This is a genomic window from Pseudomonas sp. FG47, from assembly GCF_057809115.1.
The window spans coordinates 186,703-199,311 of sequence record NZ_JBMDJI010000001.1 but is presented as its reverse complement, the minus strand read 5'-3'; the positions used below and the strand labels follow the sequence as shown (position 1 = coordinate 199,311).

The window sequence follows — 12,609 nt, the reverse complement described above, 5'->3', positions numbered from 1 at the left end:
CCGGAAGACAAAATCGGGCATCGCCAAGCCCTTGATTTTCAACGTTCGGATTTCCGAACAAGACCAAAACGCCATTTTTCGGCAGATTTGGCGGGGTGACGATATGGGTGGACGTGGCGTGTTCGACAATCCGAATGGCTGAAATGCCACTCAAGCTGACGTGTCGGACAGGTAAAAAAATTTCGATGTACGGTAGCGACAAAATGTGTCTGAGAAAAATGTCGCCCGTATATAGGAAAGGATTCCTACATAAGGCGCTTCGGAAGCCAGATCAGTCACACCCAAATGCGCGCCAACCGACCTGCAACTTCCGATGCCACCTTCTCCTGACCCGGCCCATGACGGAGGCACTCCCTGTGCCCCTAGGCCACTCCGATCCTGCAACAATCAGAACAGCCCGGCCCCCTGGTCATGCGCTACCCCTCCTCGGGGCGGCGCATCATAGAAGCCAGAAAGATAAAAAGGTTCAGCTTCTATAGCGTTACAGCGCGCGACCGTTGGTCAGTACCAGTTCGGGTCGCGCTTGAGTTGCTCTTGCAACAAGGCCTTCATGCCGTCGTCCGGCTTGCCCAGCCAGCGGTAGTCCGCATGGCGGGTAGGCGACTTGTCCGTGGGCAAGCCTTCGGGCACTTCCACGAGCATCCCGTAGGCATCGTCCTTGTCCCAGCTGAATGCAACGATCAGCCGCTTGTAGGTGCACTTGTCCTCAGCTTCGCATAGCGGTCCGACCAGGTAGCGATCGCCGTCCTCGGTCACCGCCGACATCTGCTGCGCCGAGCTGCCGCTGAGGTTGATCACCCACTCGGGCAAGCGTTCTTCATCCTTGATGGTCTTCTGCCAGGTCTGGCGGTATTCCGGGTCGCTGCCCAGCAGCTGGTTGACCCGGGCCTGGCCGTCGTTGGCGGCCATCGCCGCCGTGCCACCGCCCAGCAACAGGGCGGTGACCAGCAGCTTGGGGAGCATCCTGCCCATGATCGTCAACCCCTGCCGCGGCCAAAGAAGAAGGACGCCACGAACAGCACCAGGAAGACGATGAACAGAATCTTCGCGATGCCGGTCGCGGCGCCGGCGATACCACCAAAGCCCAGAACCGCGGCGATGATGGCGATGATCAGGAAGGTGATAGCCCAACTCAGCATGATGTTTCTCCTTTTCTCGTGCGAAATCGGTATGCGGTGGCAGGATCAGAACACCCAGCGTTCCTGAGGCTCGACACGTTCAAGCACCGCCGGCGCGGCGTCGCCCTGGGGCAGCGGTTCGGCGGCCCGAACCAAGGTGTTGCCGGTAGTGGCCCTCAACTGCGTCAACAGGGCGGTCTGCGCCGCCACCTGCTCGGCCAGCCGAGCGGTCTGCCAGCTGTAGTACGCCTGGCCGGCCGCCAGGGTGAGCAATACGGCCATGCCAAGGAACAGCAGCTGACGCAGCGGCCAGTCGGTGACCTGTGCGCGGTTGACGTTGTGGCGATTCATGCCGGCTCCTCCTGCTGTACTTGTTATCCATGCTGGAAGGACTGTTGCAGGCTGCATGCCAGTGTTTACTATCTAAAAAAATACTTATAAATCAGATGCTTACCTATTAATCAGAAAAACCTAAAGGACGTATCCTGCACGATGCCTGCTAGCGAACCGTGCGAATTGCACGATTCAGCCTTCCACCTTGGTCGCCACCTTCAGCAGGTCGGCGTCCACACCACGCACACCGACTATCTGCCGCGCCACCTCCACGGCGATGGTCTTCTGCTCGCTGCTGACCACCTCGCCGGCCAGCCTGACCAGCCCCTGCTCGCTGGCAACCTTGAGGTTCAGGCCGTCGAGGTTGCGGCTGAAGCGATAGCTGGCCTGGATCTTGTCCACTATCCAGCTATCGCTGGGCTGCGGGCCATCCGGCGCATCCACCGGCACCTCCCGAGCCCTGGCCAGCGCGGTGCTGTCCAGGCTGACCAGGTTGTTGACCAGGTGCACGCCGGTGCTGGTGCGCGCCAACACACCGGCCAGTTCCTTGGCCTGCGGGCTGTCCACCTTGCCGCGCAAGGTCACCACGCCGTCGCGGCTTTGAACCTCGATGGGGGCCTTTTCCGTCACCCGGCTCCACAACAAACGGGCACGAATCACCGCGGCCAAGGTGGCGTCCTCCAGGCGCTGGGCATAAGCCCGCAGCTCCAGTGGCCGCTCCACCAGTTGCGGATTGACCCGCAGTTGGTTGTCGACCTGTTCCACGCCACGGGTGGCCAACGCCACCTGCTCGGCCAAGGCGCGCTCTACCGGGTTCTCGACTTCGCCGGTCAGCCGTGCCCGCTGGCCATCGACCTGCACCTTTATAGAGAAGGGATTGAGCATGCGATTGAGTGACAACGCCGTCTGCAGGGCGCCTTCCAGGCGGGCATCCTGCACCGGGTCGGCCAGCGCCGGGGCAATCATCGGGAGCAGGCAGGCAGCCAGCGCGGTCATTCGGAGGGAACGAAACATGAAGAGATCTCCTTGCGAATAGCTCAACCCAAGGCAGGCGCAAGCGGCGTGCCAGTGCAAAACAGGGAACCATCCTGCGGTTTATCAATCACTTAGCCATCATGAAGGCACTCAGCTAGCATGCATGGCGCGGAATCAATCAGAATCGACCATGCAACTTGCCCGATTTTTCCGACACTAATTGAGACCAATCCCTAAGGAGCGCAGGAAAAATGGAATCAGCCCAGGACAACCAAGGCCGCATTCTGCTGGTGGACGACGAGTCCGCCATCCTGCGTACCTTCCGCTACTGCCTCGAAGACGAGGGCTATAGCGTGGCCACCGCCAACAGCGCCGCACAGGCTGAGACCCTGCTGCAACGCCAGGTGTTCGACCTGTGCTTCCTCGATTTGCGCCTGGGCGAGGACAACGGCCTGGATGTCCTGGCACAGATGCGTATCCAGGCGCCGTGGATGCGGGTGGTGATCGTCACCGCCCACTCGGCCATCGACACCGCGGTGGATGCGATCCAGGCCGGCGCCGCCGACTACCTGGTCAAGCCGTGCAGCCCCGACCAGCTGCGCCTGGCGACCGCCAAGCAGTTGGAGGTGCGCCAGCTGTCGGCACGCCTGGAAGCCCTCGAAGGCGAGGTGCGCAAGCCCAAGGACGGCCTGGACTCCCACAGCCCGGCAATGATGGCGGTACTGGAGACCGCCCGGCAGGTAGCGACCACCGACGCCAACATCCTCATCCTTGGCGAATCCGGCACCGGCAAGGGCGAGCTGGCCCGGGCCATCCATGGCTGGAGCAAGCGGGCGCGCAAGGCCTGCGTGACCATCAACTGCCCGTCGCTGAACGCCGAACTGATGGAAAGCGAACTGTTCGGCCATACCCGCGGCGCCTTCACCGGTGCCAGCGAAAGCACCCTGGGACGGGTCAGCCAGGCGGACGGCGGCACCTTGTTCCTCGACGAGATCGGTGATTTCCCCCTCACCTTGCAGCCAAAATTGCTGCGTTTCATCCAGGACAAGGAATACGAGCGGGTCGGCGACCCCGTCACCCGTCGCGCGGATGTACGCATCCTGGCCGCGACCAACCTCAACCTCGATGAGATGGTGCGCGAAAACCGCTTCCGCGAAGACCTGCTGTATCGCCTCAATGTCATCACCTTGCACCTGCCGCCCCTACGCGAGCGCAGCGAGGACATCCTGACCCTGGCCGACCGTTTCCTGGCGCGCTTCGTCAAGGAGTACTCGCGCCCAGCCCGGGGCTTCAGCGACGAAGCCCGTACCGCGCTGCTGAACTACCGCTGGCCGGGCAATATCCGCGAACTGCGCAACGTGATCGAACGCGCCAGCATCATCTGCCCTCAGGAGCGCGTGGAAATCAGCCACCTGGGCATGGCCGAGGCGCCCGCCAGCAACGCCCCACGAGTCGGCGCCGCACTCAGCCTGGATGAGCTGGAGCGGGCCCATATCGGTGCGGTGCTGGCCGCCAGCGACACCCTCGACCAGGCCGCCAAGACCCTCGGCATCGACGCCTCCACCCTGTACCGCAAGCGCAAGCAGTACAACCTATGAGATGGCCGATGAAGCTGCGCACACGGCTGTTCCTCAGCATCTCTGCGCTGGTGACCGTGGCGCTGCTGGGCTTGCTGCTGGGGCTGGTCAGCGTGCTGCAGATGGCGACCCTGCAGCAGCGCCTGGTGCAGGACACTACCCACACCCTGTCCCTGGGCCTGCAACTGCGACAGAATCTCGGCGAACAGCTGAATCTGATGCTCGATCTGGACACCGATCCAAACAACTTGGTCACCTTGCAGAACCAGTTCCAGCACCTGCTCAACCAAGGCCTGGAGCAGGGTGGCGAGCGCACCGGGTTCAGCAAGGCCAGCAGCAACTACCAGGCCTTCCTCCAGGCCTACCGCGACAGCCCGGTACCGGCCCGCAGCATGGGGGTCGAGCAGCCGCTGGGCGCGGCGTTCAACCAGGTGCGCAACGACCTGATCGACTCGCACAAGCAGGCCCTGGAGCACATCACCCGCAGCGAGGAACAGTCCCGCGACCACGCCCTGCTGGTCGGCGGCGTCCTCGGCCTGATGGGCCTGACCGTGCTGGTCCTGGGTTTCATTACCGCGCACAACATCGCCCGGCGCTTCGGCCAGCCGATCGAGGCCCTGGCCAAAGCCGCCGACCAGGTCGGCCAGGGCAACTTCGACGTGACCCTGCCGGTCACCCAAGCCACCGAGCTCAACCAGCTGACCCGGCGCTTCGGGCTGATGGCCGATGCCCTGCGCAAGCACCAGGCCACCAATATCGACGAGTTGCTGGCCGGGCAGCAGCGGCTGCAAGCCGTGCTTGACAGCATCGACGACGGGCTGTTGATCATCGACCGCCAGGGGCGCCTGGAACACCTCAACCCGGTAGCCCAGCGCCAGCTCGGCTGGGACCCCAGCCGCCTGGGGGTAAGCCTGGCCGAGGCCCTGCAACGCCCAGAGCTGGAGCAGCAACTGCGCCAGGTGCTACGCGGTGGCAGCCTGGATCGCCCGCCCGACGACCTGAGCTTGGAGGTGGACGAGGAAAGCCGCCTGCTGACCTACAGCCTGACGCCGGTCAGCCACCCCGAGGGGCCGATTCTCGGGGCGGTGATGGTGCTGCACGATGTCACCGAGCAACGCGCCTTCGAGCGGGTGCGCAGCGAATTCGTGCTGCGTGCCTCCCACGAGCTGCGCACGCCGGTCACCGGCATGCACATGGCGTTCGGCCTGCTGCGCGAACGCGTCAGCTTCCCGCCCGAAGCGCGCGAGACCGACCTGCTGGAGACCATTGGCGAGGAGATGCAGCGCCTGACCCAGCTGATCAATGACCTGCTGAACTTCTCACGCTACCAGAGCGGCCTGCAGAAACTGGAGCTGCAACCGTGCAACCTCGGCGAGCTGTTCGAGCGCGCCCAGGCGCGCTTCGCCGAGCAGGCCACGACCAAGCAGGTCGAACTGGTTGCCGAACTGGAGCCGCCACTGCCGCGGATCCAGGCCGACATCGCCCAGCTCGACCGAGTGCTGGACAACCTGCTGCACAACGCGATCCGCCATACCGGCAGCGGCGGGCGCATTCGTCTGCATGCGCGTCGGCACGCCGAACGGGTGATCATCAGTGTCGAGGACAGCGGCGAGGGTATCGCCTATGGCCAACAGGGGCGGATTTTCGAGCCCTTCGTGCAGGTTGGCCGCAAGAAAGGCGGGGCGGGGTTAGGCCTGGCGCTGTGCAAGGAAATCGTACAGCTGCATGGCGGGCGCATGGGGGTGTTCTCCCGGCCAGGGCAGGGCACGCAGTTCTACATGGCCTTGCCGGTCTGACATGCCCTGCAGGGTGCCGCTGGCACGCGAGGGTAGCCTCAAGGCTCATCGTCGATGCGCCGGCCCGCCACCCGCCGACCGCGGGTGATCAACTCGGCGAACTGACGGGCATTCAACGGGTGGGCGAACAGCCAGCCCTGGCCATAGTGAACCCCCTCGGCGTTGAGCAGCACTGCCTGGTCCTCGCACTCGATGCCCTCGGCTATCACCCGCAGGTGCAGGTCGTGGGCCATGCGGATGATGTGCGGGGCCACGCCGCTGCTGGCGGCATCGTGACCAAGGGCATCGATGAACGACTTGTCGATCTTCAGGCAATCCACCGGCAAAGTCTGCAGATAAGCCAGGCTGCAATAGCCGGTACCGAAGTCGTCGATCAGCACCTGGTGTCCCACCGTGCGCAGGGCCTGCAGGTTGTCCCGAGCCACCACCACATCGATCAGGCCACGCTCGGTCACCTCGAAGGCTATCTGGCTGGCAGCCACCCGATGCTGCGCCAGCAGGCGCGCCGCCACCCGGCCGATACGCGGCACCATCACATCGCACGCCGCCAGGTTCACCGAGATATACAAATGCCGATTGGCCCGCAGCAACTGCCCCAGCTGCTCCAGCACCCGCTGCAGGACGAAATCGGTGATCTGGCGAATCTGTCCGGTATTCTCCGCCAGCGGGATGAACAGCTCCGGGCTGGTCAGGCTGCCGTCCGGGCGGCGCCAGCGCACCAGGGCCTCGGCGCCCACGCAGCGGCGGCTGTCGAGCTCGAAGATCGGCTGGTACAGCACCTGCAGCTCGCCCCGGCGCAGGGCCTGTTGTAGTTCGGCACTCATCGAGCGCCGTTGCAGGATCAGTTGCAGCACCAGCCAGCCGATACAGCACGCCAGGACCAGGCTGCCGGGAAACAGCAGCCAGAGCATGCCATTGAGCTTTAGCGGCAGGCTGGCCCTGGGCGCGATCAGCACCAGCTGGTAGTCCGGCGACTTGGTCGCCATGCGGTACACCAGTCGGTCGGGCAGCTCGACCAGCGACTTGTCCGAGGGTGGTGGCCAATCGGCGATCGGTGGCCAGTGCTGTGTTGGGCCAAGCACCGGAATGGCGCGGGTGCTATGGTCCAGCACCACCAGCAGGCTGCCGCCGGCTGGCAGGTCGACCACGTCGGTGAGATGGCCCCTGGAGGTGGACACCATGAAATTGCCACGCCCGAGCATCAGCGCGGCGAGGTTCTCGTTGGGTTCGGTGGTGGTGTTGAGCCAGTAGCTGTAGGTCGGTCCCTGGATATCCGGGGTACGCAGCGGTTCGATGTTGCGCTCGCCACCGCGGTTGGAGCAAGCCTGCGTGCCGTTCACGTACGCCGCCTCATAGATGAAGCGCGACTTCAGCGCCACCTGCTGCAACTGCGCCAGCATGGTCGCATCGCAACCGCGCAGGGGCTGCGCCTGCAATTGGTCGACCGCCTCGCGCAACTGGCCGAACACTTGCTCGAGGCGCTCGAGAAAGCGCTCGCCCTGGGCATACATCTGGGCGCTTTCGCTCTGCTTCATCTGTTGCAGGGTCAACCCGACACTGGCGGCCAGCAACAGCGCGGCGCTGGCCAGGGCCGCGAGAGCGGCCAGCAGCCAGGGACGGTGGAAAAATTGACGCACCACGGCGAACAGGGCAGACATGCGCGGCATCCAGTTGAATACCAAAGGTATAGCAACGGATTCCGCGGTTGGCGCGGCCGTTGGGCATCTGCAGTTGGCAAGCGCCAAAACCTGGGCTCGGGGTTACCCCACGATACAGTTGGGGCGACGGGCACGCCCGCCCCCACTACTGTCTGATGGCGCTAGCGCCTACGGTTGAGCACCTGCAACATCGCCGCCGTTTGCGCGTCAGGCATGCCGTCGAAGCGCTGCGGGCGAAAACGCATCTGGAACGCAGCGATCACATGGCGAGTGGCCACATCTAGTTCACCGGTCTGGTCGATGGCATAACCAAAGCGCGCCAACTGTTGCTGGTACCAGGTGATGGTCGGCGGATTGACCTCGAAGTAGGCCTGTTGCCGCGCTACCGCGCTGGCCTCGGGCCAGATGCCCAGGCCGGCGTCGGCCAGGCGTTTCCAGGGGAACAGCGGGCCTGGGTCGAGCTTGCGCAGCGGGGCGATGTCGCTGTGGCCGATGATGTGCCGGGGGTCGATGTTGTTGCGCTTGACGATGTCCTTGAGCAACGCGATCAGCGCCTGCACCTGTGCTTCGCTGTACGGGTGCCAGACCCGCCCGGACGGGGTGTCGGTGTAGCCCGGGTTGACGATCTCGATGCCGATGGAGCTGGAGTTGAGCCAGGTGCGCCCCTGCCATTGGCTGTCACCGGCATGCCAGGCGCGACGGTTCTCGTCCACCAGCTGGTAGACCGTGGCCGGGCCATCGCCGATCAGATAGTGGCTACTGACTTCACCACGGGTGAGCAGGGCGAGCGAGCGCTCCAGCGAGGCATTGGTGTAATGCAGGATAACGAACTGGATACGGCTGTCCTGATTCGCCGAAGGGTGGCTGCGGTCGATGCGCAAACCACTGGAACAGCCGGCCAGGGTCAGGAGCAACAGGGCGGTGATGAGTCTTTTCATTGCAGGGAGCACGTCATGAAATAAGCGACATTAGCGCTACAGTATAACGTGCTCCGCGCCTGGGGTTGCCAGGATCATCGCGCCTCAACGCACGCACAGCACCTGGAACTCCAGCGAGTTGTCGCCGCTGGGGCCTTGCGTATCGACCAGTTGGGTCTGCACGGTCAGCTTGTCGGCCAGTGGCTTGCCAATCACCTTGGCCGCGCCGTGCAACTGACGGTCATAGCTACTGGCATCGAGCGGGGAAACCGAGCAGAAGCCCGGGGCCTGGCGCAGCTGGTCCTTGTCCAGGCTCAGCTTGTACTGGGTGAAGTAGTTGGCTTGGGGCTCGGCCTGCACCTGGCTGATCCACTGCGGCGACTGGCTCAGGACACGGCCATCGGCGGCGATATGGGCGGTAAAGACTCCGTCGTGGGCCATGGCGGAACCTTGGAATACCAGGGCCAGGAGCAACGGCAGGCTGTAGCGGGCAATGTTCATGTTCGACTCCTAATGTCGATCGAGTAAGGGCAAAGCGCTGGACGTCCAGCGCCGGCCCGCAGTGTCGACGACCGTGCAGATGCCGGTGCGGTAGCTATTTATGCCTGCTCGACACGATTGCGGCCATTGCCCTTGGCCCGATACAACGCCTCGTCCGCGCGCTTGAGCACCTGGTCGCCGCGCTCGCCGGAGCGGAAGGCGCTCAGGCCGATCGAGGTGGTGATCACCACCCGCTCCCCCTTGAAGTGAAACGGGCAGGCCTCGATTGCCGCGCGCAACGTTTCGGCCACCTGCGCAGCGGCCGGCGGCGAGGTCTGCGGCATCAGCAACACGAACTCCTCGCCGCCGAAACGGGCGATGAAGTCGTGGCCGCGCAGGCGCTTGCGCAATTGCTCGGCGACGATTTTCAGCACCTTGTCGCCAGCCAGGTGACCGTAGCCGTCGTTGATGCGCTTGAAATGATCGAGGTCGAGGATGGCCATGGCCAGATGGCCACCGTGCTCCTGCCAGTCGAGTACCTCGCGCTCGACCCGTTCAGACCAGGCGGCGCGGTTGGGCAGGCCGGTCAGTGGGTCGATCATCGCCTTCTGCCGTTGTTCCTCAAGGTGCTCGCGGTAACCTTGGGCCTCTTGCTCCATGCTTGCCACCCGCTCGGCCAACCCTTGCAGGCGACCAGCCAGTTCCTGCTCGCGACGGTCGCGCTCATGCTGGTGCTCGTCCATGGTTACCAGCAGGCCTTCGAGGCGACTCTCGAGGATGTGCTTGAGGCTATCGACATCGGCGGCGCCCTGCACGCTGCTTTGCAGCCCATCGACCTGCTCACGCAGCTGGCTGTCCAATTCGCGGGCGGCAGAACTGTTGTCGGCATGGCCGGCGCTGGCTTCGTGCAAGTGGCTCTGGAAGCTCTCCAGACGCCCGTTGAGCTCTTGCAGGTAAGCCTCGAACTCGTGCTGGCCGCTGTCGGTGATCGCCAGCATGAGCACAGCCAGGTCATCCAGCACCGGGATCAGCTCGTACCAGTTCAGGCCTCGCGAGACCCGCTCGCGCATCTGCAGGGCCTGGGCCTTGTGGCGCTCGGGCAGGCTGAGGTCGTCGAGCAGGCCGATCAGGGTCTGCTCGATATGCGCGGCGACCTGGCTGTAGGGCGGCTCGACGGCATCAGGCAGGGCGTAGGGGCCGTCTTCGCCGAGGCTGTCCTCGGGCGGCTGCGCCTCACCCTCCAGCAGGCTTTCCGGTGCCGCTTCGGGGGGCAAGGGTTCAAACTCGGCTTGGCTGAGCTCAGGCTCGGCTGCGACCGGCACGGGGGGCGTCTGCACCTCAGGCTGTGGCAAGGGCTCAGCGGCCACCATCGACGTGGTTTCGACCAGCGCCGGGCCTGGCAACTCGGCCTCGGCTACCGGGGCCGGTGCTTCGAGGGCGGGCGCTACCTGCGCTACTTGTGGTTCCGGTACCAAGGCATGCAGCTCATCGGCATCCTGCGCCGCAGCAACAGGCGCCACGGGGCCAGGTTGCGCAGGCGGGGGCTCGCCTGCAACGGGCAGCGGCGCCAGGTCGGCCAACACCTCGTCACGGCCACCGAACAGGCGCTGCAAGAATCCGGGCCTGGCTTCTTCGTCCGGCCTTTGCACGGCACTCAGGGCACGCCCCTGCAAACCACTGAGCTCGCCCAACAACGGCGGTAGCTCGCGAGACTGGCTGACGCCACCGTCGAGCTTCTTCGCGAGTTTTTTCAAGGGGCGAGCGACTTCGCCCGGCAACGGCAGGGTCTGGAGTTGACTGACCAGCGCCGTCAGCGCTTCGCTGACCTGGTTCATGCGCGTCTCGCGACGCTGCTCGGAGTCGAGCACGGCTTTTTCCAGGCGCGGAATCAGCCCGGCCAGCCCAGCGTCCATGTTGTCGCCACGGATGACCTCGCGCATTTCCTTCATGCACTGGTCGACGATCTTGTCACTACCCTCTGCGGCCAGGGTGCTGCGCACCAGGCCACGGCGCAGCAGGTCGAGGCGGGCTTCCCAGCGCCGCTCGAGCTTTTCCTGCTGCTCGATGCTCTTGAGGTATTTTTCTTTCCAGCGCTCGGCTTCTTCGGTCATGCCTGGTTCCGCAACGGGTGGTGGCATCTAGTCCTGCAATCACTGGATTTCGGCGGAAAAGCCCAACACTTGAGTGCAGGATTCACCCAGGCAGGACTAACTCAGGACCGGCAGCGTATCCACAGTCAGGGCATCAGGCAATCGGATCTCGACGGCGACGGGCAGGTGATCGGAAATTGGCTGCGCCAGCACCTCAACGCGTTCCAGCGTAAGGCTCGGGCTGAGCAGGATGTGGTCAAGGCAGCGCTGGGGACGCCAGCTGGGAAAAGTGGCCTCGACCTGGGGCGCGACAAGCCCGAGATCACGCAGGGGCGAATGGTCGAGCAGGTCGTTGGCATGGGTGTTCATGTCGCCCATGAGGATCTGGTGGCGGTAGCCGCCGATCAGCTCGCGAATGTAGGCCAGCTGGCGGGCACGGGTCTTGGACCCGAGCGCCAGGTGCATCATCACCACGATCAGCGCGTCCTCACCCTCTCCGAAGCGCACCAGGATAGCCCCGCGACCGGCAGGGCCGGGCAATGGGTGGTCTTCCAGGTGCTGGGGCTTGAGCCGGCTGAGCACGCCGTTGCTGTGCTGGGCAAAGCGCCCGAGGTTGCGGTTGAGCTGCTGGTACCAGTAGGGGAAGGCACCCAACTGGGCGAGATGCTCCACCTGGTTGACGTAGCCCGAACGCAGGCTGCCGCCGTCGGCTTCCTGCAAAGCCACCAGATCGAAGTCGCCGAGCAGCTCGCCGATCTTCTGCAGGTTGCCGGCCCGGCCGTTGTGCGGCAGCAGGTGCTGCCAGCTGCGGGTCACGTAGTGGCGGTAGCGTTCGGTGCTGATACCGACCTGGATATTGAAACTGAGTAACCGCAGGCGACCATCGGCCGGCAGGCCAGTGGCCTGCAGGTGATGTTCGTTGACCTGCGGCTGGTGCAGGCCGACGCTTCGGGTTGAGCGAAAGCGGCCCATGGCATTCGCCGCTTACTTAGCGGCGCGCTCCTTGGCGATCAGCTGGTCGGCGACGTTCAGCACGCCTTCCGGACCTTGGGCGGTACCCAGGTCGAAGCGATACTTGCCGTTGACCACCATGCTTGGGACGCCAGTGATTTCATACTTCTTGGCCAGCTCTTTGGCCTGGTTGACCTGGCCCTTGATGGCGAAGGAGTTGAAGGTGGCGAGGAACTTGTCCTTGTCCACACCCTGGGTCGCCAGGAACTCGGCCATTTCTTCAGGTTTGGTCAGGCGCATGCGCTTGTTTTGGATAGCATCGAACACCGCGTTGTGGACGTTGTGCTCAACACCCATGGCTTCAAGCGTCAGGAACATCTGGCCGTGGGCATCCCAGGGGCCACCGAACATCGCTGGAACGCGCTTGAAGTTGACGTCCTTGGGCAGCTTGTCGACCCATGGATTGATGACCGGTTCGAAGTGGTAGCAGTGCGGGCAGCCGTACCAGAACAGCTCGACGACCTCGATCTTGCCAGGCACCGAGACCGGCACCGGGTTGCTCAGCTCGATATATTCCTTGCCGGCAGTGGCAGGTTCAGCGGCCTGCACGGCGGCCATACCGAATACGCTGGCGGCGACCAGCGCAGCGCTGAGAATCAGTTTACGCATGCTTTACTCCTGAGCAGTCTTTGGTCGCCTCGACGCGACCTGAAT

12 protein-coding genes are annotated in these 12,609 nt (G+C 64.2%); 2 read left to right on the top strand and 10 right to left on the bottom strand.

Translation table 11 applies throughout. The annotated features are described in order from the left end of the window. Positions 1-501: 501 nt before the first annotated feature. The 4 genes from ACODS5_RS00965 to ACODS5_RS00950 form a co-directional block, all read right to left on the bottom strand. On the bottom strand, positions 502-972 hold the full coding sequence (locus tag ACODS5_RS00965) for an inhibitor of vertebrate lysozyme family protein (RefSeq protein ID WP_489107691.1): 471 nt from the start codon (positions 970-972) through the stop codon (positions 502-504). 5 nt (positions 973-977) lie between these two features. Continuing rightward, positions 978-1,139 (bottom strand): DUF1328 domain-containing protein, encoded by a 162-nt coding sequence (locus ACODS5_RS00960; RefSeq protein WP_008092060.1) that lies wholly within the window; start codon positions 1,137-1,139, stop codon positions 978-980. A gap of 45 nt (positions 1,140-1,184) precedes the next feature. Then, positions 1,185-1,469, bottom strand: a complete 285-nt coding sequence (locus ACODS5_RS00955; protein WP_134689035.1) for a hypothetical protein — start codon at positions 1,467-1,469, stop codon at positions 1,185-1,187. Positions 1,470-1,643: 174 nt separating this feature from the next. After that, positions 1,644-2,465, bottom strand: coding sequence for a BON domain-containing protein (locus tag ACODS5_RS00950; RefSeq protein ID WP_134689036.1), 822 nt, complete (start codon positions 2,463-2,465; stop codon positions 1,644-1,646). Positions 2,466-2,677: 212 nt separating this feature from the next. On the opposite strand from ACODS5_RS00950, the gene algB reads away from it, so the two are divergent. Further along, positions 2,678-4,024, top strand: a complete 1,347-nt coding sequence (gene algB, locus ACODS5_RS00945; RefSeq protein ID WP_134689037.1) for a sigma-54-dependent response regulator transcription factor AlgB — start codon at positions 2,678-2,680, stop codon at positions 4,022-4,024. Then, positions 4,021-5,799: a KinB sensor domain-containing domain gene (locus ACODS5_RS00940; RefSeq protein ID WP_134689038.1), complete on the top strand. Its 1,779-nt coding sequence runs from the start codon at positions 4,021-4,023 to the stop codon at positions 5,797-5,799. Before algB ends, ACODS5_RS00940 begins: the two co-directional genes overlap by 4 nt. 38 nt (positions 5,800-5,837) lie before the next feature. Here ACODS5_RS00940 and ACODS5_RS00935 read toward each other — a convergent pair whose 3' ends face one another. The 6 genes from ACODS5_RS00935 to dsbA form a co-directional block, all read right to left on the bottom strand. Then, complete coding sequence (locus ACODS5_RS00935; RefSeq protein ID WP_489107690.1) at positions 5,838-7,457, bottom strand: EAL domain-containing protein; 1,620 nt, start codon at positions 7,455-7,457, stop codon at positions 5,838-5,840. 161 nt (positions 7,458-7,618) lie between these two features. Continuing rightward, on the bottom strand, positions 7,619-8,395 hold the full coding sequence (locus tag ACODS5_RS00930; protein WP_489107689.1) for an N-acetylmuramoyl-L-alanine amidase: 777 nt from the start codon (positions 8,393-8,395) through the stop codon (positions 7,619-7,621). Between the two features lie 84 nt (positions 8,396-8,479). Then, positions 8,480-8,875: a hypothetical protein gene (locus ACODS5_RS00925; protein ID WP_489107688.1), complete on the bottom strand. Its 396-nt coding sequence runs from the start codon at positions 8,873-8,875 to the stop codon at positions 8,480-8,482. 98 nt (positions 8,876-8,973) lie between these two features. Beyond that, positions 8,974-10,965 (bottom strand): GGDEF domain-containing protein, encoded by a 1,992-nt coding sequence (locus ACODS5_RS00920; protein ID WP_489107687.1) that lies wholly within the window; start codon positions 10,963-10,965, stop codon positions 8,974-8,976. A gap of 96 nt (positions 10,966-11,061) precedes the next feature. Then, the gene (locus ACODS5_RS00915; RefSeq protein ID WP_134689043.1) at positions 11,062-11,916 is read right to left on the bottom strand and encodes an endonuclease/exonuclease/phosphatase family protein; all 855 of its coding nucleotides are present in this window, start codon (positions 11,914-11,916) and stop codon (positions 11,062-11,064) included. Between the two features lie 12 nt (positions 11,917-11,928). Then, the gene (dsbA, locus tag ACODS5_RS00910) at positions 11,929-12,564 is read right to left on the bottom strand and encodes a thiol:disulfide interchange protein DsbA (protein WP_134689044.1); all 636 of its coding nucleotides are present in this window, start codon (positions 12,562-12,564) and stop codon (positions 11,929-11,931) included. Positions 12,565-12,609: the final 45 nt, after the last annotated feature.